This window comes from Asticcacaulis solisilvae (genome assembly GCF_017875235.1).
Lineage (GTDB): Bacteria > Pseudomonadota > Alphaproteobacteria > Caulobacterales > Caulobacteraceae > Asticcacaulis > Asticcacaulis solisilvae_A.
This window is the reverse complement of record NZ_JAGGMI010000004.1, coordinates 135,768-160,003: the sequence shown is the minus strand read 5'-3', so window position 1 is coordinate 160,003 and position 24,236 is coordinate 135,768. Positions and strand designations below refer to the sequence as shown.

The 24,236-nt window shown below is 61.6% G+C and carries 24 protein-coding genes; 12 read left to right on the top strand and 12 right to left on the bottom strand.

Annotated features, from left to right (window positions below; genetic code table 11):
• Nucleotides 1-154: 154 nt before the first annotated feature.
• Nucleotides 155-301: a hypothetical protein gene (locus tag J2X24_RS22525; RefSeq protein WP_245344578.1), complete on the top strand. Its 147-nt coding sequence runs from the start codon at nucleotides 155-157 to the stop codon at nucleotides 299-301.
• Nucleotides 298-1,797 (top strand): EAL domain-containing protein, encoded by a 1,500-nt coding sequence (locus J2X24_RS09085; protein WP_245344577.1) that lies wholly within the window; start codon nucleotides 298-300, stop codon nucleotides 1,795-1,797. Before J2X24_RS22525 ends, J2X24_RS09085 begins: the two co-directional genes overlap by 4 nt.
• A gap of 2 nt (nucleotides 1,798-1,799) precedes the next feature.
• On the opposite strand, the gene msrA is transcribed toward J2X24_RS09085, so the two are convergent.
• Together msrA and msrB are read right to left on the bottom strand one after the other, a co-directional pair.
• Nucleotides 1,800-2,396, bottom strand: a complete 597-nt coding sequence (gene msrA, locus J2X24_RS09080; RefSeq protein ID WP_209719885.1) for a peptide-methionine (S)-S-oxide reductase MsrA — start codon at nucleotides 2,394-2,396, stop codon at nucleotides 1,800-1,802.
• A gap of 10 nt (nucleotides 2,397-2,406) precedes the next feature.
• A complete protein-coding gene (gene msrB, locus J2X24_RS09075) occupies nucleotides 2,407-2,865 on the bottom strand; it encodes a peptide-methionine (R)-S-oxide reductase MsrB (protein WP_209719882.1) in 459 nt (152 codons plus the stop codon).
• Nucleotides 2,866-3,138: 273 nt separating this feature from the next.
• Here msrB and pstS point away from each other — a divergent pair, with 273 nt between their 5' ends.
• From pstS to J2X24_RS09045, 6 genes are all read left to right on the top strand, one after another.
• Nucleotides 3,139-4,230, top strand: a complete 1,092-nt coding sequence (gene pstS / locus J2X24_RS09070) for a phosphate ABC transporter substrate-binding protein PstS (RefSeq protein WP_209719878.1) — start codon at nucleotides 3,139-3,141, stop codon at nucleotides 4,228-4,230.
• A gap of 137 nt (nucleotides 4,231-4,367) precedes the next feature.
• Entirely contained in the window at nucleotides 4,368-5,303 is a 936-nt protein-coding gene (pstC, locus tag J2X24_RS09065) for a phosphate ABC transporter permease subunit PstC (RefSeq protein WP_209719875.1), read from the top strand.
• An 11-nt stretch (nucleotides 5,304-5,314) separates the two neighbouring features.
• Complete coding sequence (pstA, locus tag J2X24_RS09060; RefSeq protein ID WP_209719872.1) at nucleotides 5,315-6,166, top strand: phosphate ABC transporter permease PstA; 852 nt, start codon at nucleotides 5,315-5,317, stop codon at nucleotides 6,164-6,166.
• Nucleotides 6,167-6,193: 27 nt separating this feature from the next.
• Nucleotides 6,194-7,006, top strand: coding sequence for a phosphate ABC transporter ATP-binding protein PstB (gene pstB, locus J2X24_RS09055; RefSeq protein WP_209719870.1), 813 nt, complete (start codon nucleotides 6,194-6,196; stop codon nucleotides 7,004-7,006).
• Between the two features lie 268 nt (nucleotides 7,007-7,274).
• The gene (locus J2X24_RS09050; RefSeq protein WP_245344576.1) at nucleotides 7,275-8,741 is read left to right on the top strand and encodes a hypothetical protein; all 1,467 of its coding nucleotides are present in this window, start codon (nucleotides 7,275-7,277) and stop codon (nucleotides 8,739-8,741) included.
• A gap of 59 nt (nucleotides 8,742-8,800) precedes the next feature.
• The gene (locus J2X24_RS09045; protein WP_209719866.1) at nucleotides 8,801-11,470 is read left to right on the top strand and encodes a TonB-dependent receptor domain-containing protein; all 2,670 of its coding nucleotides are present in this window, start codon (nucleotides 8,801-8,803) and stop codon (nucleotides 11,468-11,470) included.
• Nucleotides 11,471-11,546: 76 nt separating this feature from the next.
• Here J2X24_RS09045 and J2X24_RS09040 read toward each other — a convergent pair whose 3' ends face one another.
• The 6 genes from J2X24_RS09040 to J2X24_RS09015 form a co-directional block, all read right to left on the bottom strand.
• A complete protein-coding gene (locus J2X24_RS09040) occupies nucleotides 11,547-13,574 on the bottom strand; it encodes an ArnT family glycosyltransferase (RefSeq protein ID WP_209719862.1) in 2,028 nt (675 codons plus the stop codon).
• Between the two features lie 64 nt (nucleotides 13,575-13,638).
• Complete coding sequence (locus J2X24_RS09035; RefSeq protein WP_209719860.1) at nucleotides 13,639-14,130, bottom strand: hypothetical protein; 492 nt, start codon at nucleotides 14,128-14,130, stop codon at nucleotides 13,639-13,641.
• Nucleotides 14,127-14,975 (bottom strand): alpha/beta hydrolase, encoded by an 849-nt coding sequence (locus J2X24_RS09030; RefSeq protein WP_209719857.1) that lies wholly within the window; start codon nucleotides 14,973-14,975, stop codon nucleotides 14,127-14,129. Before J2X24_RS09030 ends, J2X24_RS09035 begins: the two co-directional genes overlap by 4 nt.
• 57 nt (nucleotides 14,976-15,032) lie before the next feature.
• Nucleotides 15,033-15,347, bottom strand: coding sequence for a Dabb family protein (locus J2X24_RS09025; RefSeq protein WP_209720322.1), 315 nt, complete (start codon nucleotides 15,345-15,347; stop codon nucleotides 15,033-15,035).
• An 82-nt stretch (nucleotides 15,348-15,429) separates the two neighbouring features.
• Complete coding sequence (locus tag J2X24_RS09020; protein ID WP_209719854.1) at nucleotides 15,430-15,831, bottom strand: MerC domain-containing protein; 402 nt, start codon at nucleotides 15,829-15,831, stop codon at nucleotides 15,430-15,432.
• 132 nt (nucleotides 15,832-15,963) lie between these two features.
• A complete protein-coding gene (locus J2X24_RS09015) occupies nucleotides 15,964-16,761 on the bottom strand; it encodes a GDSL-type esterase/lipase family protein (RefSeq protein WP_209719851.1) in 798 nt (265 codons plus the stop codon).
• Nucleotides 16,762-16,880: 119 nt separating this feature from the next.
• On the opposite strand from J2X24_RS09015, the gene J2X24_RS09010 reads away from it, so the two are divergent.
• Nucleotides 16,881-17,558, top strand: coding sequence for a DsbA family oxidoreductase (locus J2X24_RS09010; protein ID WP_209719848.1), 678 nt, complete (start codon nucleotides 16,881-16,883; stop codon nucleotides 17,556-17,558).
• Between the two features lie 106 nt (nucleotides 17,559-17,664).
• Nucleotides 17,665-19,536, top strand: coding sequence for an ABCB family ABC transporter ATP-binding protein/permease (locus J2X24_RS09005; protein ID WP_209719845.1), 1,872 nt, complete (start codon nucleotides 17,665-17,667; stop codon nucleotides 19,534-19,536).
• Between the two features lie 123 nt (nucleotides 19,537-19,659).
• Here J2X24_RS09005 and J2X24_RS09000 read toward each other — a convergent pair whose 3' ends face one another.
• From J2X24_RS09000 to J2X24_RS08985, 4 genes are all read right to left on the bottom strand, one after another.
• Nucleotides 19,660-19,914 (bottom strand): hypothetical protein, encoded by a 255-nt coding sequence (locus J2X24_RS09000; RefSeq protein WP_209719842.1) that lies wholly within the window; start codon nucleotides 19,912-19,914, stop codon nucleotides 19,660-19,662.
• A 193-nt stretch (nucleotides 19,915-20,107) separates the two neighbouring features.
• A complete protein-coding gene (locus tag J2X24_RS08995) occupies nucleotides 20,108-20,893 on the bottom strand; it encodes a 3-hydroxybutyrate dehydrogenase (RefSeq protein ID WP_209719839.1) in 786 nt (261 codons plus the stop codon).
• Between the two features lie 4 nt (nucleotides 20,894-20,897).
• Nucleotides 20,898-21,266 (bottom strand): phasin, encoded by a 369-nt coding sequence (locus tag J2X24_RS08990; protein WP_209719836.1) that lies wholly within the window; start codon nucleotides 21,264-21,266, stop codon nucleotides 20,898-20,900.
• 192 nt (nucleotides 21,267-21,458) lie between these two features.
• Nucleotides 21,459-21,857 (bottom strand): Tat pathway signal protein, encoded by a 399-nt coding sequence (locus J2X24_RS08985; protein ID WP_209719833.1) that lies wholly within the window; start codon nucleotides 21,855-21,857, stop codon nucleotides 21,459-21,461.
• Nucleotides 21,858-22,086: 229 nt separating this feature from the next.
• Here J2X24_RS08985 and J2X24_RS08980 point away from each other — a divergent pair, with 229 nt between their 5' ends.
• Together J2X24_RS08980 and J2X24_RS08975 are read left to right on the top strand one after the other, a co-directional pair.
• On the top strand, nucleotides 22,087-23,007 hold the full coding sequence (locus J2X24_RS08980; protein ID WP_209719831.1) for a response regulator: 921 nt from the start codon (nucleotides 22,087-22,089) through the stop codon (nucleotides 23,005-23,007).
• Nucleotides 23,004-24,176, top strand: a complete 1,173-nt coding sequence (locus J2X24_RS08975; protein ID WP_209719828.1) for a hypothetical protein — start codon at nucleotides 23,004-23,006, stop codon at nucleotides 24,174-24,176. The genes J2X24_RS08980 and J2X24_RS08975 overlap by 4 nt, the downstream gene beginning before the upstream one ends.
• Nucleotides 24,177-24,236: the final 60 nt, after the last annotated feature.

Sequence of the window (24,236 nt, the reverse complement as noted above, 5' to 3'; positions counted from 1 at the left end):
TATTGATTTGAAACGCGTCCGGAGTGCACCGGACGCGTTTTTGCATCTGTCGGATTTCATCCGGGTGCATCCAATTTCTTAAGGCTTCGCGCGTATCCTCGTTCTCACGGACCGTCAAAATACGGCCGGCGTACCCAGAACGGGGGAACATATATTGGCCGACGATTATAAAAGTCAGCGCGACAGCTACATCGCTTTCTCGCTTGCCGCTGCCGATCTGCTTATCGAAGCCGGCGCCGACTTCAGGATCCATCGCACGATTGGTGCGACCCAGTCCCTCTTGAGCCACCTCGGGAGTTGAAGGGCAAGAATATCTGCAACATCTTCGCGGCGTCCGACCGGTCCTTCGCCCGGCGCCTGCTCGACCGCGCCCGCAAGGTCGGCCGCATCGAGCCGTGCAGCATTCGCCTCGACCAGCCCGACGACCGCTCGATCCTGGTCAATCTCGGCGCCTGCTACCTGCCCAACACCGACAACGCCATCTATGTCAGCCTGACCGTCCTGTCTGACGCCGTCGTCGTGACGAATGAGCCGCGCGATGCCTCAGGCCTTCTGGGGCGCGAGGACTTCGAGCAGATGACCAGCCGGGCGCTCGACCATCCTGACGGCCATGCACCAAAGGAAATGAAGCTGATCCGCCTGAAGGGCCTGTCGGGCGTGGTCAACAGCCTGCCCAAGGACAAGTCGGACGAACTGCTGGGTGAAATCGGCTCGGTGCTGCGCGCCCAGTCGCTGGCCGGCAATGGCGCGGCCCGCCTGTCCGACGAAGAATTCAGTTATATGGCGCCGGTCAAGGGCGACAGCGCGACCCCTGAATCGCTGACGCGCGACCTGTGCGGTGTCATGTCGGCGGCCGGCCTGGATGACGACATTCGCACGAACGTCATGAGTTTCGAACTCAACACAGGGAATCTCGACCAGGACTCGATCGCGCGCGCGCTCAGCTACGCCCTGACCAACTTCTGCCACCCCGACAACAAGCCGCCAAAGGCCTCGCTGGAAGAGAGCCTGAAGGAGGCGATGGACGAGACGGTCCAGCACTTCGATTCGATCCGCAACCTGATCGACGACAACAATTTCACGCTCTTCTACCAGCCGGTGGTCAGCCTGGAAACGCGCAAGGTGCACCACTACGAGGCCCTGATGCGCTTCAAGGACGGCCGCAAGCCGTTCGACACCATCCGCATGTCCGAACAGCTGGGCCTGGTGCAGGATTTCGACCTGGCCGTCGCCAAGAAGGCGATCGAGACCATCAACCTGCACAAGACCGTCAGCATCGCCATCAACCTGTCGGGCCAGTCGGTCCAGGACGAGGCCTTCCGCAACAACCTGCGTCAGTTGCTGGCGCCCTACCGGATGACGACCAAGCTCCTGATGTTCGAACTGACCGAATCGAGCGCCATCGAGGACCTGGAAGCCGCGGGCAAGTTCCTGAAGTGGCTTCGGCAATCGGGCTTCGGCGTCTGTCTCGACGATTTTGGCGCCGGTGCTGCCGCTTACGCCTACCTGCGCCGCTTCGACGTCGACTTCGTCAAGATCGACGGGCCATTCCTGCGCGAAGCCAAGGAAAACCCGCGCCAGCGCGCCCTGATCCGCTCAGTGTCCGTGCTGTGCAAGGAGCTGAAGTGCAGCGTCGTCGCCGAAATGATCGAGGACGAGGAAACCGCCAAGCTGTGCAAGGCGCTGGGTATCGAATACGGCCAGGGCTACCTGTTCGGCAAGCCGCGCGCGGAAATTGTCTCTGCCAAGGAACCTGTTGCCGCGCGCCGCTCGGGCACGGTCGAAAGCTGGGGCTGAGCCTAGCCCCATAACCTCTTCAAGGCCTTCGCCCGGCCGCAGCCGAGGTGATAGCGGTCATACTCGAATTTGTGCGTGCGCCAGTAATGCTGGTGATAGTCCTCGGCCGCATAGAAGGGCAGGGCGACGGTTGACGCCTTGACGATCTTGGTCACGACCGTCTTTTTCAGATAAGCCTGGATACCGGCCTTCGACGCAGTCGCCGTGTCGTACTGGGCGTCGGTGAAGGTAAAGATCGCCGTCCGGTAGCCCGGACCCTTGTCACAGATGACGCCATTCGGATCAGTCGGATCCGTGTGTTTCCAGTAAGCATCGAGCAGGGTCGAATAGCTGACCTTCTTGGGATCGTACTTGACCTCGACGGCCTCCAGATGACCGGTGCCGCCGCGCACGACCTGCATATAGTCCGGGTTCTTGACCGTGCCGCCATAGAAGCCGGCGCGTGTCGATGTCACGCCCGGCACCTGGTCGAAGGCCTTTTGCGTGCTCCAGAAGCAGCCGCCGGCGAAGATGGCCGTATCCGCCTGGGCGGCCGGCGCCAGGGCCGCCAGGCCCAGCGCGGCGACGGCGACGGCGACGAGAAAAGTGCGTTTCAGCATATCCAACCCCTTATGCCGGAATGAATTTGAGCGCGACGCCATTGTTGCAGTAACGAAGGCCGGTCGGCTTCGGCCCGTCGTTGAACAGGTGTCCGTGATGGCCGCCGCAGCGGGCGCAGTGATATTCGGTGCGCGGATAGACCAGCTTGTAATCGGTCTTTGTCTTGAGATTGCCAGGCAGGGCGCGGAAAAAGCTGGGCCAGCCGGTGCCGCTGTCGAACTTGGCATCGGAACTGAACAGGGGCAGATCGCAGCCGAGACATACGAAGGTGCCCTTGCGCTTTTCGGTGTTCAGCGGCGACGAGTAGGGGCGCTCCGTCGCTTCCTTGCGCAGGACCTGGTAGGCAGCAGGCGGAAGGCGCTTCTTCCACTCCGCGTCACTCAGGTTGAGTGGCTTGATGGTTTCGGCGCGCGCGACGCCGGCCATGCTCAGCGCGCCCAGCGATATCAGGACCTTCCGGCGATTCATGCGAGGACTCCGTGCTCTGACTTTAATATACGCCGAAAGCATCTGTCGGGTTACGCAGGCAGACAATATTATTTGCATGTGGTGCGCAAACCTTATCAAAGACGCGTCCTTGACAATTTCATGACAGACGCACAGGGAAGGACAGGTTTGGCGCTACCGTTTCGTGGGTACGGGTAGCGGCGGGCGGAAGCGACTGTAACAATAGTGTCATAAAAAGCGGATAGAGGCTCGCTCACATGCGGCCGGTCAGCCCGGCCTCCCTAGGAGATGGACATGAAGAAGTTGCTTTCTGTGGCTCTGGCAGCGGTTCTGATGACGGCACTGGCGGCCTGTTCGCCGGCTGACAAGAACAAGGCAGCGGCGCCTGCCGCCGACGCGGCGGCCATTTCCGGTGCGGGCGCGACCTTCCCGGCGCCGCTTTACGCCAAGTGGGCCGAAACCTACAAGGCGGCGACCGGCAACGCCCTGAACTATCAGGCCATCGGCTCCGGCGGCGGCGTCAAGCAGATCCAGGCCAAGACCGTTGATTTTGGCGCGACCGATAAGCCGCTCACCAAGGACAAGCTGGACGAAGCAGGCCTCTATCAGTTCCCGACCGTCATCGGTGGCGTCGTGCCGATCGTCAACCTGCCGGAGGTAGCCTCGGGCCAGCTGAAGCTGTCCGGCGCCGTGCTAGCCGATATCTATCTCGGCAAGATCAAGAAGTGGAACGATCCGGCGATCACCGCCCTGAACCCGGGCGTCAAGCTGCCTGGCCTGCCGATCACCGTCGTCCACCGTTCGGACGGTTCGGGCACCACCTTCCTGTTCGCCTCCTACCTGGCGATGAAGAGCCCCGAATGGTCGTCCAAGGTTGGCGCCAGCGATTCGCTGCAATGGCCGGCCGGCGTTGGTGGCGCCAAGAATGACGGCGTGGCTGCCCTCGTTCGCCAGACGGTTGGTGCGATTGGCTACGTCGAATACGCCTATGCCATGAAGACGGCCAATGTCGCTTCGGTCCTGGTCCAGGCTAAGGACGGTGGCTGGCCGAAGCCCGAAGCCGCTTCGTTTGCCGCCGCCACCGAAGGCGCCGACTGGAAGAACGCGCCGGGCAACTACCTGCTGGTCCTCGACCAGCCGGGCGCCAACGCGTGGCCGATTACCGGCGCGACCTTCATCCTGGTCTATAAGGATCAGCCCAATGCTGAAAAGGCTTCGGCCGTTCTGAAGTTCTTCGACTACGGCTTTGCCTCGGGTGACGCCAATGCCTCGGAACTCTACTACGTGCCGCTGCCGGCCTCGGTGAAAGCGATGGTTCGCCAGCAGTGGGCGGAAACCATCACTTCGGGCGGCAAGCCGGTCTATACGGCGCCCGCCGCGCAGTAATGATACCCAAAACCGTGATTTGAATAACACAGATGGGCGGGGCGGTAAGCCTCGCCCGAATCGTGTAAAACGCCTGTCACAATTCATGCCTCATGCTAGAGGCTGTGTTCCGTATCCGAGAGCTGCCCGAGACCTGTATGACTCCTGCGCCGACTCACAAGACCGATCCTTTCGATCCGATCTTCCGCTATGTCGCCTTCTCGGCTGCAACCCTGCTTCTCGTGACCTTGGGCGGCATTGTGATGTCGCTGGTGGTTGGTGGCTGGCCGGCCCTGTCCAAGTTCGGCTTTGGATTCTTCACCTCGGTTGACTGGAACCCGGTGACGGACGTCTATGGCGCGGCCGGCCCCATTGTCGGCACCATCGTCTCGGCCTTTCTAGCGCTCGCCATGGCCCTGCCGATCGCCATCGGCATCGCCGTCTTCATTACCCAATTCGCGCCGCGTGCCCTGGCCCAGCCGATCGCCATCGCCGTCGAACTGCTGGCCGGCATCCCGTCGATCGTTTACGGCATGTGGGGCCTGTTCGTGTTCGCGCCGTGGTTCGCCAAGCACGTTCAGGTTCCCCTGATGACGACGTTCGACAGCAACCCGGAAGGTTTCTGGGCCAAGATGTTCTATGGCATCCCGAATGGCGCCAACCTGTTCACGGCGTCGGTCATCCTGGCCATCATGATCCTGCCCTACATGGCAGCGGTTTTCCGCGAACTGTTCCGCTCCATTCCGCCCCAGGTTCGCGAAGCCGCCTTCGGTGTCGGCGCCACGCCGTTTGAAGTCGTCACCTCGGTCATTATCCCCTACGTGCAAAAGGGCATGGTCGGCGTCATCATGCTGGGCCTCGGCCGCGCGCTGGGTGAAACCATGGCCGTCACCTTCATCATCGGCAACACCCACCTGTTCCCCAAGTCGCTGTTCGACTCGTCCTCGACCCTGGCCTCGACCATCGCCAACGAGTTCAACGAGGCGACGGGCATGCACACGGCCGCGCTGATGTCGCTGGGCCTGGTGCTGTTCCTGATTACCTTCTCTGTGCTGGCGATTGCGCGCTGGCTTCTGTCGTCGCAGCGTTACTGAGGAGCAGCACCATGTCCGCCCGCGCCGCCCGCCGCCAGATCGCCTCGCAAGTCTTTGTCGTTGTCTGTGGCATGGCCACCCTGATCGCCCTGTTCGCCCTGGGCCTGATTCTTTATTCGCTGCTGAAGCAAGGCATCGGCGGCCTTAACCTGGCCGTTTTTACCCAGGACACGCCGGGACCGGATTCGGCCGGTGGCCTGCGTAACGCCATTGTCGGCTCGATCATGATGTGCGGCGTCGGGATGCTTATCGCGCTCGGCGTTGGCATCCTGGCCGGCACCTGGCTTGCTGAAATCGGCGGCGATACGCCTTACGGCCATGCGGTTCGCTTCCTCAACGACGTGCTGCTGTCGGCGCCGTCGATCCTGGTCGGCCTGTTCGTCTACCAGATACTGGTCTTCCCGGGGCCGCTGTCACTCGGCACCTACTCCGGCTGGGCGGGCGCCGTGGCGCTGGCCATTCTGGCGACGCCGATTGTGACCCGCACGACCGAGGACATCCTGAACCTCCAGCCGAACGCCCTGCGTGAAGCCGGGATGGCGCTCGGCGGTTCCCAGTTCATCACCATCCGCCGCATCATCTGGAAGGCAGCCGGTGCCGGCCTGCTGACTGGCGGCCTGCTCGGCTTCTCGCGGATCTCGGGGGAAACGGCGCCACTGCTGTTCACGTCGCTGAACAACAATTACCTCGACTTTAACATGGGTCACTTCATGGGCAGCGTGCCGGTGGTCATGTACAACTTCGCGCTCAGCCCTTACGAAAGCTGGAACAAGCTGGCCTGGGCCGGGGCGCTTCTGGTCGCTGCCGCGGTCCTGGCCGTCAACATTATCGGGCGCTGGATGGCGCGCGAACAAACCAAGTAATTCATTTATCCGGACCGAAGGGCCGTTATGAGCACCGACACCACCTCCGCCGACTTCAAGAGCGTCATTGTGCCGCCGCCAGCCGACAGCCTGGTGCTGGAGTGCAGGAAGCTCGACTTCTATTACGGCACGCACCAGGCGCTGTTCGGCGTCGATCTGCCGGTCAAGCGCAACGCCATCACGGCGCTGATCGGTCCGTCCGGTTGCGGCAAGTCGACCCTGTTGCGCACGATCAACCGCATCTATGACCTCTATCCCGGCCAGCGCGCCGAAGGCGAAATCCTGCTCGACGGCGAAAACATCCTGGGTCCCAAGGTCGACGTGACGTCGTTGCGCGCCCGCGTCGGCATGGTCTTCCAGAAGCCGACGCCGTTCCCGATGTCGATCTACGATAACGTCGCCTATGGCGTGCGCCTGCATCAGTCAAAGTCCAAGGCCGAGATGGACGAACTGGTCGAGACCTCGCTGCGCCGCGCCGCCCTGTGGGACGAAGTCAAGGACAAGCTGAACAAATCGGGCCTGGGCCTGTCGGGCGGCCAGCAGCAGCGCCTGTGCGTGGCGCGCGGCATCGCCGTCAACCCCGAAGTCCTGCTGCTCGACGAACCGGCTTCAGCGCTCGATCCGGTATCCACTGCCAAGCTGGAAGACACGCTCGAAGAGCTCAAGCGCGACTATACGATTGTCATCGTGACGCATAACCTGCAGCAAGCCGCGCGTCTGTCGGACTATACCGGCTTCATGTTCCTGGGCAAGATGATTGAATTCGGACCAACGGAAGAAGTTTTCGTGAAGCCGAAGGTGGCGAAAACCGGTGAATATATCGGCGGTCGTTTCGGTTAATCTTCCGCGTTACAGATATATTTTTTGTTATACTTTGTGCTCGCCTCACCTGTGGGGCGAGTATTTTTATGCTGCCCTTTGTTTTTGCGTGACTGAATAGACACACGTCTCCAGTGAGCGATTGCATTACACAAAACCGTCACACAAGTTTGGCTGTTTTGTCACACGCCGTGCCTAATAGGCTCTTCCAACAGTGTCAGGCCGTAATGAGAGAGGGGGCGTTCCATTCGCTCTTCGACGCCTGCACGGAATTGTTGGAGATATGGACATGATCAAATCGAAGAAACTGCGCGTGGCCCTGATGGGAGTCGGCGCTGTGGCTGCCATGGCGGCTGTTCTGGCCTCGTGCGGTGGCGCGGACAATGTTGCCTCGCCGGGTGAAGGCGTCATCATCGGCGGTCCGGGCGGTTCCTCTTCGTCCTCTTCGTCTTCGTCTTCGAGCGCTCCCGATACCTGCCCGACCGGCACGCTGAACGGCGGTCTGGTTGCCGGCCTGCGTAACTGCCAGCTGCCGAATCTGATCACCGGCACGCTGTCGCTCGACAAGGTTCCGGGCGTTGTCTATTCGATCAACGGCCGCGTCCAGGTTGGTGACGATCTCGGTGCCAACCCGTCGGCCCCGCTGGCCGGCGCCAAGGGCGTCCTGAACATCGCCCCGGGCGTCAAACTGTTCGGCTCGGCCGGTCTCGACTACCTGATCGTCAGCCGCGGTTCGCAAATCTTCGCGACCGGCAGCGCCACCGACCCGATCATCTTTACCTCGAAAGCCGATATCGAAGGCACCACCAACGACAACTCGATCGGCCAATGGGGCGGTCTGGTCATCGCCGGCCGCGCGCCGACCAATGTCTGCCCGGCTGGCGTCACGCCGCCGAACGTCGCCTGCTCGGAAGGTCAGGTCGAAGGCACCAACGCCTTCTACGGCGGCAATACGGCGAACGACAATTCGGGCATCCTGAAGTATGTCCGCGTCCAGCACTCGGGCTTCGAAGTCCTGCCGGCCAAGGAACTGAACGGCATCACCTTCGCTGGCGTCGGTTCGGGCACCACGGTCGAATACGTCCAGGTCCACAACTCGTCGGACGACGGCATGGAAATGTTCGGTGGCACGGTCAATCTGAAGCGCATCATCCTGACAGGCAACGACGACGACAGCCTGGATACCGACAACGGCTACCGCGGTACGATCCAGTTCCTGATCGTAAAGCAGCGTGAAACCGGTGGTGACCGTCTGTTCGAAATGTCCTGCGCTGGTAACTCTGCCTTCTGCTCGCATCCGGTGATCTCGAACGCGACCCTGATCCGTCGCTCGAGCGTCGCCTCGAACGGCCTGGAACTGAATACCGGCACCGACCTGACCCTGATCAACTCGGTCATCCACAACACCAGCTCCACGACGACCACGGGCATTCGCGTCGCCGACGCCGCGACCAACACGGCGGCCCCGGGCTTCCAGTCGGTGTTCATGTCCGGTTTTACCACCCCGTTCGCGACCGTGAGCGGCAACACCTGGGCTCAGACCCTGTTCACCGCCGGTTCGAACAACACTTCGGCGGGCACCACCAGCCTGGCGGACTTCGTCAACGGCACCAACGAAGCCGGTGTTGTCGCGACCAACGCGACCACGGTCAATGCCAACTTCACCAACGTCAACTACATCGGCGCGGTCAAGGACTCGGCTGACACCTGGTGGTCGGGCTGGTCGTGCAGCCTCAACGGCGTCTCCTGCCGCTAAGCCAGCACGGGCGCCGGAAACGACCGGCGCCCGTTTTCCCTTTTGCCGAGGTCTGAACCATGAAAATCAAATCCAAGTCTTTCGGCGCGCTGCTGCTGGCGACGACTGCGCTGATCGCTCCTGCCGCCTTCGCGCAGGACGCGGCGCCGCCTGCGGAAGCCGCGACCACCACGCCGTCCGAAGCGGACGCAACGCCCGCAGCCGAATCGGTCACCCAGCAGGGTGACGTCATCGTCCGCGGCCGCAACGTTCCGAACACCATGCGGCGCACGGCCGAAGTGACGGCCATCCTGACCAACGAAGACCTGAAGCGCACGGGTGACGACAGCGCGGCCCTGGCGCTGACACGCGTCACCGGCCTCAGCCTCGTCGAAGGCCGTTTCGTCTACGTCCGCGGCCTGGGCGAACGCTACTCGTCGGCCCTGCTCAACGGCTCGCCGCTGCCCTCGCCGGAACCGCTGCAGCGCGTCGTTCCGCTCGACCTCTTCCCGGCCAGCATCCTCAGCCGCGTCTCGGTCCAGAAGACCCACTCGGCGGAATACTGGGGTGAATTCGGCGGCGGTGTCGTCGATCTGAAAACCATCACGGTTCCGGCCGAGCCCTTCCTGTCGCTGAGCGCCAGCGTCAGCGGCAATTCCGAAACCACCTTCGGCCACGCGTTTACGCACTACGGTTCGGACACGGACAGCCTCGGCTTCGACGACGGCACGCGTGACGTTCCGGATGAGCTGAAGACGGCGTTTGCGACCGGCAAGCGCATCTCTCCCGCGAACTTCACGCCGATCCAGCTGATGCTGATGGGCCACAGCCTGGTCAACGCACCGCTCAATCTCGTTCAGGAAACCGAGGACCTGCCGGCGAACTTCAGCTTCAACCTGGTTGGCGGCAAGCGTTTCGACGTCGGCACCGGTCAGCTTGGTGTTATCGGCCTGCTTGACTTCTCGAACAGCTGGCGTGTCCGCAACGGTATCCAGCAGACAGCGGTTGTCGGTGGCGCCGCCAGCGACGAACTGCTGGTCTATGACGACTACACCTACGAAACATCGGAAAACAATGTCTCGCTGAACGGCCTGTTCGGCCTGGGCTACCGCACCGATCACCACGACGTGCAGTGGACCAACCTGTATATCCGCAACACGACCAAGCGCACCCAGGTCCGCGAAGGTTACGACGCTGCCAACGGCGAAGAGCGCCGCCGTGACCAGACCGGCTGGTACGAGCGCCAGCTGTTCACGTCGCAACTGACCGGTGACCACAAGGTTGCTCCGGAATGGACGATCAACTGGCGCGCCAGCTATGCCAATACGACGCGTGATGTGCCGTACGAAAAGTCCATTACCTACGCCAAGGACGGCGCCGGCGAGTATTATCATGACGGCCAGCGCGTCCGGAACCGCACCGACTTCAGTGAATTGGACGATACGGTCACCAGCGGCGGCGCCAGCCTGACCTATGACTTCGAACTGAGCGAAGGCCGTGATGGCAAGATCGTCGGCGGTTTCGATGTACTGAACAATGAACGTACGTCCGAAACGCGTCAGTTCAGCTATATCCCGGCCAATCCGCTGCCGAATGGCGCCGCCTACACGCGCGTTGACTTCCTGCTGTCGGACTTCAACATCAGCCCGGACCGCTTCGTGCTGACTGAAGTGACGGGCGGCGACGGCGCGGCTGCTTACGAAGGTACGCTGGACGTCAAGGCGGCTTATATCAAGGGCGATGTCGAAATCGTGCCGCTGGTCCGTCTGGCGGGTGGCCTGCGTTTCGAACAAGGTGAACAGACGATCAAGGTCGTCAACCTGTTCACGGCGGATCCGGTGCCTGCGGCGATCGCGCCGATCGAGAACGACTACACCCTGCCTTCGGCGACAGTGACGTGGAACTTCTACGAGAACATGCAGGCCCGCTTTGGTGCTTCCAAGACGATTGGCCGTCCGCAGTTCCGCGAACTGGCGCCGCAGGTCTATCTCGATCCGGAACAGGACCGCCTGTTCTCGGGTAACCCCTATCTGCGCGACACCGAAATCACCAACCTCGATGCCCGCTGGGAATGGTACTATGACGCTGGCGAATACTTCACTGTCGGCGCCTTCCACAAGGACCTGAAGAACCCGGTTGAAGCCGTCATCCTGGACACCGGTTCGGGCGAAGGCCAACAGACCTACCTGAACGCGCCGAAGGCCGTCCTGTCCGGTATCGAATTCGACTATAAGGGTCAGTTCGAGAGCCCGATGGAAGGCGCCTGGTTCGCAAGCAAGCGCTGGTTGCTTTCCGCCAACTACACCTACACGACGTCTCAGGTTAAGGTCGAGGACGGCGATGTCGTCTACACGGCGGCAAATGCGGGTACGCCGACGCCGGCCAAGAACTACATCATCGATGGCACCCGCCTCCAGGGTCAGTCCGAGCATGTCGCCAACCTGCAGTTCGGTTGGAACGACAGCGAAGCCAAGTCGCAGGCGACCCTGCTTCTGACCTACGTGTCGGAGCGTTCGTCGGCGCGCGGCAAGCCGGGCTATCCCGACTACATCCAGGAGCCGGGCGCCCTGCTCGACTTCACCTACCGCAAGGGCCTGACGGCGCTTGGCCGTGAGCTGACCTTCGGTCTTGAAGTGCGCAACCTGCTCGACACCGACTACAACGAGTATCAGGATCGCAATGGTCACGTTACGATCAACAACTACAAGCTGGGCCAGAGCGTTTCGCTCAGCCTGTCGACCCAGTTCTAATCTATCGGGTGTGGGGCCTGTGGCCCCACGTCTTTACACTTAAAAGGCCTGTCCCTTTCGGGGCAGGCCTTCTTTGTTACTTCTTCTCAATAACGTAGATTGTTCTGGGCGGGCCGTTCACCTGAGTGCCATCGGCACGGGTGGCGCGAATGGCGATCGTGTGCTCACCGGGAACCAATGTGCCTTGCGGGAACTTGTAATCGAACTGGAGGTTCGGCCAGTTCGGATCGTATTTCAGCACGTCTGGCGTCGGCGATTCCTTGGTGTTCAAACCGTAACGCGTCGGGATGATCGTCTTGCCGTCCAGCACGATCTCGACCTTGGTAAGGCCTGCGGGGTCGGCGGCCATGCCGTAGTGGTTGCGGTCGTCGCCGGTCTTCATGAAGCGGGCGCGGCCGGGGCTGGCGATATAGAGCTGCGGGATCAGGGGGCAGGGACCTGACGCCGCCTGCGCGAGTGGCTGTGGCCGCACGCGCGCCGTATAGAAGCTGATCAGGGTGCGGCCTGGCGGCAGGGCGCTTTGCTTGAATGGTTCGATGTCGTCGAACGTCGCGCACAGGCGGCGATAGACGTCGATGTCTTCCTGGACGTGCAGCAGGTAGTCGGGCTCGTTCATGGCGATGACGACGCCCTTGCCTGCCCGGTCGCGCTGCAGCGATGCGAGATCCAGCTTCCAGTCGTGCCGGGCCACGACGAAGCGCGCGACGATGTCATAAGGATCGCCCAGGGTATAGACGCGGCGGCCCTTGTGGCCATCCGCTGGAAATTCCAGGTGGACGGCGCTGATGTGACCCGAGGTCGCAATCGCCACGTCCGGCCCGAAACGCGCCTTGGCCCGGGCGGTCGCAGCCGCCAGATCGGGCTCCAGCAGGCTCCAGTTCTCGTTCTTGAGGATATTGTGCTGGCGTTCAGCGTAGGGAATTTCCACTGAATGACGGTACTGCCACTGATAGATGCTGGCGACGACGCCGATGACGAGCGCCAATAAGGGGCCGGTCGCGATAAGCACTGCGCGGATGTTGCGGTTCAGATTGCTGGCAGCGCCGTCGGCGAAGGCGATCAGCACGCCGGGGACGTAGGGCAGCAGCGGCAGGTAGGCCATGAACGGCCAATGCGGCATGACCTTCTTGTTCACCAGGGTCTGGAAGACATAGAAGACAAAGATGATCGCCGTCTGGTAACCCAGCATGGCGCCGGGCGTGCCGCGGTCGCGGACCAGCGACACCTTGCCGGCGGCGAACAGCGCGATGAAGAAGAGCGGCGTGGTGATGCCGAACTGGGTCATCAGGAAGCTGATGATGCGGCCGATATCGGGATCGAAGCGCGGCCGGTTGACGACGTGGAACTGGATGGCTGGCCAGTCATGGGTGGCGTTGTAGATCAGGGCGGGCACCAGGCCCACGACCGCCAGCGCGGCGGTGATGTAGGGCCCCGGCTGCGTCCAGAAGGTACGGCCACGTTTGTCGAGCGCCATATAGGCAACGACCGCCAGTCCCGGAATCAGGAAACGGAAGTGGACCAGTTGCCCCAGTCCGGCGCAGACGCCCGCCCAGATCCACCACTTGTGACGCTTATAGAGTGAAGTCTCGGTCGTGGCGTCCTCATCAAAGGCGCGCACCAGGCAGCCCAGCATCAGGACCAGCAGAAGCTGCAAGGCGCCTTCGGGGTAGAAGATGGTGCCGTTCAGCGCCGACGGCGGCAGGAGCAGGGAGATGATGGCCGCCCAGATGGCGTTGCGCCGTGTCGTCAGCGGCTTTGCCAGGAAATAGACGGCAAACGGGATGGCTGTGGCTATGGCCAGGGCGACAATCCGCAGCGGCCAGACCTGCCAGCCGAAGATCGAGGTAATGATCCTGGCCAGCCATGGAAAGCCGGCCGGAATGTCGGGATAGCCGAACTCGAAATACTCGCCCGAGACGACGAAATGGCCTTCTTCCCAGATGACGTGGCTGATCAGGCCGATATAGAAACGCCAGATGGTCATTAGGACGACGAGCGCAAGGCCCGCCTTCAGCAGGGTATCGTCATCGCCGAACAAGGGCTTGCGCGGCCCGCTCTGTTGTACTGGGATCTCGTCAAGTGAATAGAATTTTGGTTCGGCCATGTTTCCCCCGGTGGAATCTGGAACGGGTGACTATGGCCTATCCGGTGGTTTGGTAAAAGGGGCGTTACGGTCCCGCAAATTCCAAAGGCTGACCATGGGCCTGAACGATTTTCGCAACGGCGGCATAGTCCCAGTCTATCCAGTCTTTGCCCGCAGGTGGCTGAGGGCCTCCGTTCAGGCCTGCGCAACTGCATTCAAAGCAGACGGTGAGGCTGCCAAGCAATTTGTGTGATGTGTCGTAGAACAGGAAGGCGTGGCGCGGAATGCAACACGCGGCAACCAGATCCGGCGGGGCCGTAAAACTGACGGACTTGCGGAGGGTATCGATCTCGGCAGGCGAGAGCGCGATGCCGTTCGCCGGATAGCTCCCCTCACTGAGCTTACCAGCGTCATCCACATTTATGGATATCTTGTTGACATACATGCGCACTTCCGTGGCCTGCGGGAAGATCGCTTCGGAGATCGCAGGAGTTTCGGTTTCCGCTACGGCTTCCGGCTTTTTGCCGCATCCAGACAGAGCAATGGCCATAGCTGCCAGGAACAGGAGATGTCTCATGGTTTTACCTTCGTCAGGTAACCCTGATCAGTCAGCCAGTCCGCCAGGCGGGCCGGCCAGTTGCGCACGGCCTGGCGCTTGGATCGGTCGCCCATATTGAAGCCGTGGCCGTCGCCGGAGACGATATGACGTTCATAGGCGACGTCCGGCCACGCCTGGTACAGGGCCTGGATGCGGCCGGTGCTTTCGACCGCCATATGGTCATCATAGGCGGTCAGCATGAAGACCGGCGGTGGTGCGGCCTTGAGATTTGAAGGAATGCCGCCGGGGCCCGGATAGATCTCGATCAGGAAGTCGGGGCGGGCGGGTTGGCGGTCAATCGGATCAACGGCTGATGCCTTAGCCGGCGGCGGATCGAAGGCGAGCATGGAAACCAGTTCGCCGCCGGCCGAAAAGCCCATGACGCCGACGCGGTTGGGATCGATGCCATATTCGGCGGCGTGGGCGCGGACATAGCGGATGGCGCGGACAGCATCGGCTTTCGCGTCGGCTATGGCGTAGGGTGAGCCTTCCTCGCGCGCCAGGACGTATTTCAATGCAAACGCTGTGACGCCCAGGCCTTGCAGGTGCTGGGCGGGCTTTACGCCTTCTTCGCCGAAGACCAGTTCGCGATGGCCGCCGCCCGGCAGGATGATGACGGCCGCGCCGGTATTCTTGTCCGGCGCGGGGGCGTAGACAGTCAGCGATGGATTGTTGATGCTGCGCCACCACCACTGGGCGTGCTGTTCGGGGATGTCGCGGCGGGCTTCGAAGCCGGGCTGCCCCTTTTCCCACAGGGGAACGACCGATTGCGCCCAGGCCGGTTGTGCCGTCATCAATGCGCAGAGCGCGAATACGAGCCGCATGTCATCCTCCCCAGTTGTTATTTTGAGGAAGCTTAACCCAAGTCAGCAGTTATGCAATCAGGCCTCGATGGGCTCGCGCACGGCATTGCCGATCGTGTAGTCGGCGGCGACGCGGACATCGCGCAGATGGCGGACGCGGCGGATCGATTCCTCGTAGAGAGGATGAGCCTTGTAGGCGCGGAAATCGTCCAGCGTCTCGAACTCGCCATAGACGACGACGTCGATATCGTTGGCGAGTTGGTCGATCTTTTCGTTCAGCGACACTTCCAGAAGCTTGGCGTGCGGGATCTGGGTCAGGACGGACAAGCCGCTGTGGATGGCACTGAGATCCGCGCGATCCTTGCAACTGAACATAACGATGTGACGGATCATACGGGCCAAGCGACTATTTCAAAGGTAACGAAGCTACCCAATAAAGCCTGGTCGCAAACCGTCAAGCGACTTGTTGCCGCACTTACGCGTCGGTAGCGCAATCAGCCGTGTGACGGTGATCGAAGCGCGGAGCGCTGTAGTTGATGGCGTGAGCCGCCGCGACCAGCAGGGCGCCCAGGACGCTCAAAAACGTCTCGTAGTCGTGCAGCGCCGGAACAAAGGCCGCCGAAGCCAGCAGGAACAGGCCGGACGCCATGGGCAGGGTGACGTCGGTCTTCAGCCAGGCGTTGGATTGCCGCACGGCGAGGGCGCTCATCGGAATAGCCGTGAGAACCAGCGCCTTATGAACCCAGTCGTTCTGGGCAAGGGCTCCGAACATCGGCAGGGCGGCGATGACAAATGGCAGCAGCAGGCAGTGGGCGACGCAAAGGGCCGAGAGCCCTACGGACGCGATATCCAGCCACTTGCTTTTCAAAGGAGTCATCTGTGCGCTTTCCTGTGGCTACTGCAAATATGTTATACCGTAACTCTTGGCAAGAGGGCGATGGGAATTTTAATCGCGCAGCCATGAATTGTTACGGTATAACGCGCGGCAAGCCGGATACTGGCAGCATGCCTATTTCAGATAGGGCCTTATTCCGGGATCCTGCGCCGCCCAGGTGTCGACGGCCAGCTTGCCGAAATAGGCCGATCCCGCCGGCCCGAGGTGGGTGTAGTCGAATGCCTGCTTATCGGACCTGGTGCCTTGGGAGGCATCGCTGAAGACGGCGGGCACCGAGGTGCCGCTGTTTTCCGTATCGAGGATGTTTTGCGGAATCGGCTCGCCGGCCATGCGGTTAGCGGCCGGCAGGCCCATTTCCTGGACGGCCTTCTGACTGGCGGCATAGACGTCGACAACCTGATGGCCGCGGTCGCGCGCCACCACCTTGATGGCGGTCGACCATGGCAAGAGGTCGGCGCGAAGCCTGCCGTCCCTGAACCAGCGCTGGCTCAGGGGCGTGACGTAAACGGGCACGCCGCGGGCGGCGGTAATGTCGTCGCCGAACCTGCGCATGTTCAGCGGAAACTCGGCCTTGATATCGGTGTGGCGCTCCGGCCTGGACGAGCCGTCATTATGCCCGAAACCGATCCAGACATAGGTCCTGCTAAAGCCGGCACTGTCGCGCATCTGCCCGACGGCCTTGTCCCACAGGCCTTCGACGCGATAGCTCTTGGAACTGCGGCCGCCGCGCGCCAGGTTGACGCATGTGACCTCAGGCTTGAACTGGGCGCAGAAGCCTTCGCCATATCCGGATTTATTGGTCATGGTCGAATCGCCGATCATGATGACGCGGATGGGCTTGAGCGGTTCGGCGTAGGCAGGGATAACGAAGGCAAGCGCCAGGACGGCGACGGCGGCGTGACGGATCGGCATTAAGGTTTTCCCTCTGATTTATGTGCATTCAACGAACAGAAGCCAAAAGCCTGTCGCCGCCGGGCTTGACCCGAACCGTAACCGTACTACATACAGATTTATCGTTCACGGAGGCCATTATGCAAATCGAAATCTGGTCGGACGTTATCTGCCCCTTCTGCTATATCGGCAAGACGCAGCTGGAGGCCGCGCTAAACGAGACCGGCGTCACGGCCCAGGTCGAACACCGCGCCTTCCGCCTGATGCCAGGCGATGCGGTAGCGCCTGTAGAAGAGATGTTCGCCAAAAAGTACGGCCAGACGCCGCAGCAGGCCGAGGCGACCATGCGCAATGTCGAAGCGACGGCGGCAAACGAGGGGCTTGAGTTCCATATCGCCGGCACGCTGACCGGCGACACGCTCGATGCGCACAAGCTGCTGATCCTGGCTGGCGACAAGGGCGTGCAGCCGCAGGTCCTCAATCGGCTTTACCGCGCCTATTTCACCGAGACGCGCAATGTCTTCGACCGCGCCTCGCTGCTTGACCTTGCGGCGGAAGCGGGCCTGGATCGTGACGAGGCGTCAAAGGCGCTTGATTCGGCCGAACTGGCGGCGCGCGTGGCCGCTGACCAGCGGACGGCGCAGACTTTCGGCGTACGGGGGGTGCCCTTTGTCGTTATCGACCGCAAGTTCGCGGTGTCGGGTGCCCAGGGAAAGGCGAATTTCGTCAAGGCCTTGCAGGCAGCGATCGCCGAGGCGCCGGTCGTGGTGGGCGACGGCGGCGGCGCCTGCGACATAAATGGCTGCGATCCCGCATAGAAATAAAACACAAGTGCGATTGGCGCGGGCAAAAGTGCGGCCTATATAGGGCCCAATCATGGGTTTGCCGCGATAAGTGCGGGAGCCGCACTTTGAAAGCTTCACGATGAGTCCTGCGCCTGCGTCTCAAGCCACCCAGACCGCTCCGTTTCCCAAGCCCAAGCCGAAATTCCAGGAAACCCTGGCCTTTCTCAATCCCTATCTCTGGCCGAGGGATCGCGCCGACCTGAGGCTGCAGGTGGTGTGGGCGCTGTTGTTCATGCTGTTCGGCAAGCTGCTGACGGTCGCCATACCCTATACCTACAAGTGGGCGACCAATGCCCTGACGAGTGGCGATGCGGTTCAGTTCTGGGGGCTTTTGGCGGCGGGTCCGATCGTCCTGGTCATCGCCTATGGCGTGGCGCGGATGATGTCGCAGATCCTCAACAATATTCGCGACGCCCTGTTCGCCGCGGTTGGACAGCATGCCGTGCGCGGCCTGGCAAACCGCGCTTTCGTCCACCTGCATAACCTGTCGCTGCGCTTTCATCTGCAACGCCGCACCGGCGGCCTGTCGCGCGTCATCGAACGCGGCAAGGCGGGTATCGAAACCATCATCCGCCTGTCGATGATGGTCGGCATTCCGACGGCCGTCGAATTCGTCCTGACCGCCGTCATCCTGTGGATGCAGTTCAACATCTGGTACGTCGTCGTCGTCGCCGTCACGGTCGTCATCTACGTCTGGTTCTCGATCGTGGCATCGAACTGGCGCATCTCGATCCGCAAGGACATGAACGAGGCCGATTCCGATTCGATGTCCAAGGCGGTCGATTCGCTGCTCAATTTCGAAACCGTCAAATATTTCGGCAATGAGCAGCTCGAAGCCGACCGTTACAACCGCGCCACCGGCATGTACGAAAAGGCGGCGATCAAGACCTATACCTCGCTGGCCTGGCTCAATATCGGTCAAGCAGTCATCTTTTCGATCGGCATGGCCATCGTCATGCTGATGTCGGCCTGGGAAGTGGCCAACGGCCGCCAGACGGTCGGTCATTTCGTCATGGTCAACGCCTTCATGATGCAACTGGCCATCCCGCTGAACTTCATCGGCACGCTCTACCGCGAAATCTCGACGGGTCTCGTTGACATGGACGCGATGTTCACCCTGCTGGATGAGCCCAAGGAAGTTGTCGACGCGCCGGACGCGAAGGAGCTGTCGGTGGCCGCCGCCGCGGTATCTTTCAAGGACGTGCGCTTCTCGTACGATCCCGACCGCGAGATTCTCAAGGGCGTCAGCTTTGACGTGCCGGCCGGCAAGACGGTGGCCATCGTCGGACCTTCAGGCGCCGGCAAGTCGACCATTTCGCGCCTGCTGTTCCGCTTCTACGACGTCAAGGGCGGGTCGATCGAGATCGACGGACAGGATATCCGTACGGTCACCCAGGCATCTTTACGTCACGCCATCGGCATGGTGCCGCAGGATACGGTGCTGTTCAACGATACGGTCGCTTACAATATCGGCTACGGCAAGTTCGGCGCTTCGCGCGGCGAGATCGAGGACGCGGCCGAACGCGCCCAGATCGCCGGCTTTATCGCGTCGCTACCCAAGGGCTACGACACCGAGGTTGGCGAGCGCGGTCTCAAGCTGTCGGGCGGTGAAAAGCAGCGCGTCGCCATTGCGCGGACGCTTCTTAAGTCGCCGCCGATCCTGATCCTCGACGAGGCGACGTCGGCGCTCGACACCCATACCGAGCGCGAAATCCAGGCCTCGCTTGATGACGTCTCGCGCAACCGCACGACCCTGGTCATTGCCCACCGCTTGTCGACGGTCGTCGGCGCCGACGAAATTATCGTGCTGAAGGACGGCGTCGTCGCCGAGCGCGGCAAGCACCACGAACTGATGGCGCACAATGGAATCTACCATTCGATGTGGGAACGTCAGCGCGCCGCCGATGCCGCCCGCGAAAACCTGGCCAAGGTGGTGGCCGAAGTCGAGTAACGCCACGATACCTGGACACATTAAAACGGGCCTGGCAGCTCTCCCTGCCAGGCCCGTTTTTGCCAGTATCCGTACGAACTGCCTCTCACACGGTACGTACGGTCTGGGCGTTTTCCACCCGTGTTAGTGTACGGCGGCGGCCGAAGTCGTCGTCGTGGTCGTCGTGGTTTCGGCAGCGGCCGGGCTGGCAGCCATGCCAGCGTCGGAGGCCGTAGCCGAAGCCATCGGATCAGCGGCCATCGGATCAGCGACGACCGAGGTCGTTTCGGTTGTGGTTTCGGTGGTGGTGTGGCTGTCTTCCGTCTTGGTGCAGGCGGCAACGGTCAGGGAGGCGGCCAGGGCGGCCAGGATGGTCAGCTTGATGGAGGTCTTGCGCACGGGAGGTTTCCTTCTTCACAAAGAAGTGAAACTTATGACTGAGCCGGCGTTGTGAAGCGGTAAGTCAGGCGGGTCATTTTGATAAAATTTCGATAAGGACCTTTATTCCGCTCACGGCAGTTCGCCAAAGGCGAACGCCTCCGCGAGGGCGGCAGACGACTGCCGGGGGCCGCTTGGCCCCTTTAACCCATACCTACTGCGCGACCCAGCCGCCGTCCATGCTTAAGGGCGCGCCGTTGATCTGGCTGCCGGCGTCCTGGCACAGGAAGATGGCCAGGGCCGCCACCTGCTCGGCAGTGACGAACTGCTTGGTCGGCTGGGCGGCCAGAAGCACGTCGCGGATAACCTGCTCCTCGGTGATGCCGCGCGCCTTGGCGGTATCCGGGATCTGCTTTTCGACCAGCGGCGTTTTCACATAGCCGGGACAGATGGCGTTGCAGGTGATGCCGAACTCGGCGCCTTCGAGCGCGATCGTCTTGGTGAAGCCCAGCAGGCCGTGTTTGGCGGCGACATAGGCCGACTTGAACGGCGAAGCGACCAGGGCGTGGGCGGACGCGATATTGATGATCCGGCCCCACTTTTTCGCCTTCATCTCGTCGAACACCAGGCGCGTGGTGTGAAACGATGCCGTCAGGTTCAGCGCGATAATCATGTCCCACTTTTCCGGCGGGAAGGTTTCGATCGGCGAGACGTGCTGTATACCGGCATTGTTGACCAGGACATCGACCCCGCCCAACTGGTCCTGGGTATTGAAGATCAGCGACTTGATGGCGTCGGGTTTGGTCAGGTCGGCGCCGTCGAACAGCACCTTGACGCCGGCCGAGGCGGCCAGCTCGGAGCGGGTCTTTTCGATCTCGGCGGCATCGCCCAGGCCATTTAGCATGATGTTGGCGCCCTGCGCCGCCATGGCTTTGGCGATAGCCAGGCCAATGCCGCTGGTCGAGCCCGTGACCAGTGCCGTCTTACCCTTGAGTTCCATAATGTCAGTCCTTTTTCGGCTCGCCGCCGGCCGGTGCGGCGGAGTTGAGCGCCTGCTTGCCGCAATTCTGGACGAAGGTCATGGTCGCCTTGGTCTGGTCCTGGCCGTACTTCAGGCAGGTCTTCGCCCATTTCTGCTGTAGCTCGGACAGAGCAGCCGGGTCACGCGTTTCGGATGCTTCCTTCATCAATTCATAGGCATCGCGCGTGAACGCCTGCGTGTCCTCGGCGTAGCGCCGCGACGTCGTGGAAATCATCTCGATCAGGTTGATCAGGCTGCGCGCCGCCAGCTGCTGCTGCGCGCCCATCATGCGCAGACCGCTTTCGAAAGGACCGGCGCCGGACGTCGAGCCCGGTTCTGGCGCGTCACTCATCCCTTTGATTCCTTTGTTAATCGGCTTTTGTTTTATAGCGATATTTATGGCGAAAACCGCTGACACTTTTCGCCATATCGCTTTAACGGCCGCTTATCATGGTAAACAGATTATGCCGGCATTCACTTTTTTGTGCAATGCAAAATATCGTGCCCCTGCACGCACCAAAACGGGATCCGTTCAGCAATCCGATCAATTGAGTAGAATAGAACCCATCAGGACCTTGGCCCCGGACTTGCCGAGAACCTGGTCGGTGACGGTCTGGAGCTGCCCGGCCAGGTAATCGGCATCGACCAGGCTGGAGGCGGTCAGGCCGCCGGCATAGGCCTGCAGGCGCCTGACATAGGCGTCTTTCAGGCGCGGCATGTACAGCTTGATGCGGTCGACCATCTTGGCGTCATTGGAATAGAGGCCCATGTCAAGGCTCAGCGTGCCGTGGCGATGGCCGTTGCCGCGCGTGAACACGCTCATCATTGGAAACTGGGTAAAGCCAGGTCCGCCGCCCTTTTTCTTGGGCGCGCCACCGGCCAGCGCGGGTGAGGTGGTGAACAGCAGACTGAGTGAAGAGATAAGGAGAGCGCGGCGATGCATTCGGTATTCTTACCACACAGCGGTTAAGCGTGGGTTGATACCAGGCTTTCTGTTGGTCGCATGCTTGGCTTAAAAACCGCCTTCCGCTTTTTCGCATCATGCTTTGGATTTACGCAAATTTAACCATATAAATCAGTGCTTTGGTCAACCTGAAATTAAGGTGTGGCTGTTATTTTGTGACTGTTGTTCCGGTATCGGAGCGCCGCATTCGAGCCCTTTTAGCCACACGATGAAGACATCGCATTCCCAGACCCAGCGGTTGCTGCGCAAGATCGACTGCGCACGCGCCGCCGTTCTCGTGGTTGAGGATCATGATGCATCGCGCCGGCTGATCCTGGAACTGCTGCGTGGCGCAGGCTTCGAAAACCTGACCTTTGCCCGCGACGCCGAAGAGGCGATCGAGCAGATGCAGGGCCACGATCCGGACGTCCTTCTCCTCGACTGGGGCCTGCCCGGCAAGACCGGCGTCGAGCTGGTGCGCGAAATCCGCGCCGCCGCCCATGCCCCCGATCCCCGCTTCGCCAATCCCGAAGTGCCGATCATCATGATCACCGCCCGGCAGCGCGCGCGAGACGTCACGACCGCGCGCAATGCCGGCATCAACGAATTCGTCATCAAGCCGTTCTCGACGGGTTCGCTGCTCAAGGCCCTGGCTTCAGCCCTGACGCAGAAGCGCCGGTTCATCGCCTCGCTGGACTATACCGGCCCCGACCGTCGCCGGCGCCGGGCCGAGACCTATCCGGGGCTGCTCCGCCGCAACGAGGACGTCGAACAGGCCGCCGAGACCCATTCGCGCAACATGTTTCGTGAATCACTGACCGTCGAGCTGAATGCGGTCCGCGCCATGATGAGCGCGCGTGGCGGCCTGGATCGCGCCACCATGACCCACATGGTCGAAAAGCTGCTGGTCGCCGAACGCCGCGCCCACAATTTCCGCCTGAGCCTGATCGAGCAGGCGACCCGCTCGCTCAACACCTATATCGCCATGGCCGGCGACCACGCGGATTCGAAAATCCTCGATGCCCATCTCGACGCCCTGATCCAGCTCAATACCGTGCCGTTCGATCAGGAAAGCCAGGCCGCGGCCATCGTCCAGCGCCTTGAAAACCTTGTCGCCCGGCGGCGCCAGAACAGGAAATCGCTCGCATGAACGCTCATGCCTTCTCATCGCCGGCGGATCCGAAAGCGGCGGCCAACCAGGCCAATAACCGCGATGTCCGCAACCTCGCCAATCTGGGCGAGACGGCCTCGACCAGCCGCGTGCTCAGCCTGTCTCAGGTCTACCTCCAGTCGGCGCGCGAAAAAGAATACCAGATGCGGCCATTCTTCCGCGACTCGCAGCTGAACAAATGCATACTGGTCAAGCACACCCTGCGCGCCAATGAGCGCGACCTGTTCGCCCGCGCCAAGCGCACGGCGACCAAGATCATCCTGCCGTTCGATCCGCTGGACCTGAAGCTGGGCGGCCGCTCGATCTTTGTCAACCAGACCGGTTTCGACGCCTTCTGCCGCGCCTATTTCAACATCGACGACGTGATGGCCAATGCTGACGTGCAGATGCTGCGCCTGCTGGACCAGCTGCCGTCGCTCGATCCGTTCCTGGTGCGCGAGCATTTGGGCCGCAACGGCTTCAAGCCTGGTGCCTGCTATCTCAAGATTTCGCCCTTCGATGTCCAGCGCATGGTCGGTTTCGCCAATGCCGAGATCGAACGCCTGGTCGTCACCGCGTTCGGCGACGGCTTTTCAGGCGAGGCCGGCGTCAAGCTGACGGGCAAGATCCTGGCCGACGAACTCGACAAGGAACTGTCGCCGTTGCGCCGCGTGCTGCGCATGAGCGAGGACGAGTTCTCCGACGGCATCTTCTCATGGCGGGGCTTTCTGTACTTCAAGTGGCGCCACCTGGAACTTCAGGAAGAGATGCGTAAGGTGCTGGAAGGGCTGGCCAGCTACCAGCCCGTCGGTTCGGCCGACGAGGCACTGAAGGAATATCTGCGCGAAGTCCGTCCGCGCCTGGCGCGCAAGATCGTCAGCGCCATTCAGGGCGTCGGCCGGACGCTGAACGTGTACGACCAGGCCTATCACGCTCTCGTCCAGGGCGAGAATGCCGGACCATTCCGCCGCTTCCTGCTCGATGGGCCGCGCCTGTTCTTCGAACTGGGCGAAAATATCGGAATTCTGAGCCATATAGGTTCATTCTGGCAGTACCGCATGAGCCAGGCGATGAACGATCAGCGCCTGACGCCTACCGAATACAGCGACATCCTGATGGATTTCGAGGATTCGCTGAGCGTGGTCGGCAATCAGGAAGAAGACGCGTAACCGGTTATTATTTTGTCGCGATATCTAACCAAAAACCGCCGCACACTTTTTGGCATATCG

Excerpts from the sequence above, each read along its gene's own strand:
- J2X24_RS09050 (WP_245344576.1), top strand. The coding sequence starts at position 7,275 with ATGATCAAATCGAAGAAACTGCGCGTGGCCCTGATGGGAGTCGGCGCT.
- J2X24_RS09035 (WP_209719860.1), bottom strand. The coding sequence starts at position 14,130 with ATGAGACATCTCCTGTTCCTGGCAGCTATGGCCATTGCTCTGTCTGGA.
- J2X24_RS08990 (WP_209719836.1), bottom strand. The coding sequence starts at position 21,266 with ATGAGTGACGCGCCAGAACCGGGCTCGACGTCCGGCGCCGGTCCTTTC.
- J2X24_RS08975 (WP_209719828.1), top strand. The coding sequence starts at position 23,004 with ATGAACGCTCATGCCTTCTCATCGCCGGCGGATCCGAAAGCGGCGGCC.
- pstC (WP_209719875.1), top strand. The coding sequence starts at position 4,368 with ATGACTCCTGCGCCGACTCACAAGACCGATCCTTTCGATCCGATCTTC.
- pstA (WP_209719872.1), top strand. The coding sequence starts at position 5,315 with ATGTCCGCCCGCGCCGCCCGCCGCCAGATCGCCTCGCAAGTCTTTGTC.
- J2X24_RS09010 (WP_209719848.1), top strand. The coding sequence starts at position 16,881 with ATGCAAATCGAAATCTGGTCGGACGTTATCTGCCCCTTCTGCTATATC.
- J2X24_RS09025 (WP_209720322.1), bottom strand. The coding sequence starts at position 15,347 with ATGATCCGTCACATCGTTATGTTCAGTTGCAAGGATCGCGCGGATCTC.
- pstB (WP_209719870.1), top strand. The coding sequence starts at position 6,194 with ATGAGCACCGACACCACCTCCGCCGACTTCAAGAGCGTCATTGTGCCG.
- J2X24_RS08995 (WP_209719839.1), bottom strand. The coding sequence starts at position 20,893 with ATGGAACTCAAGGGTAAGACGGCACTGGTCACGGGCTCGACCAGCGGC.
- msrB (WP_209719882.1), bottom strand. The coding sequence starts at position 2,865 with ATGAATCGCCGGAAGGTCCTGATATCGCTGGGCGCGCTGAGCATGGCC.
- pstS (WP_209719878.1), top strand. The coding sequence starts at position 3,139 with ATGAAGAAGTTGCTTTCTGTGGCTCTGGCAGCGGTTCTGATGACGGCA.
- J2X24_RS08985 (WP_209719833.1), bottom strand. The coding sequence starts at position 21,857 with ATGCATCGCCGCGCTCTCCTTATCTCTTCACTCAGTCTGCTGTTCACC.
- J2X24_RS09030 (WP_209719857.1), bottom strand. The coding sequence starts at position 14,975 with ATGCGGCTCGTATTCGCGCTCTGCGCATTGATGACGGCACAACCGGCC.
- msrA (WP_209719885.1), bottom strand. The coding sequence starts at position 2,396 with ATGCTGAAACGCACTTTTCTCGTCGCCGTCGCCGTCGCCGCGCTGGGC.
- J2X24_RS09005 (WP_209719845.1), top strand. The coding sequence starts at position 17,665 with ATGAGTCCTGCGCCTGCGTCTCAAGCCACCCAGACCGCTCCGTTTCCC.
- J2X24_RS09015 (WP_209719851.1), bottom strand. The coding sequence starts at position 16,761 with ATGCCGATCCGTCACGCCGCCGTCGCCGTCCTGGCGCTTGCCTTCGTT.
- J2X24_RS09040 (WP_209719862.1), bottom strand. The coding sequence starts at position 13,574 with ATGGCCGAACCAAAATTCTATTCACTTGACGAGATCCCAGTACAACAG.
- J2X24_RS09020 (WP_209719854.1), bottom strand. The coding sequence starts at position 15,831 with ATGACTCCTTTGAAAAGCAAGTGGCTGGATATCGCGTCCGTAGGGCTC.
- J2X24_RS08980 (WP_209719831.1), top strand. The coding sequence starts at position 22,087 with ATGAAGACATCGCATTCCCAGACCCAGCGGTTGCTGCGCAAGATCGAC.
- J2X24_RS09045 (WP_209719866.1), top strand. The coding sequence starts at position 8,801 with ATGAAAATCAAATCCAAGTCTTTCGGCGCGCTGCTGCTGGCGACGACT.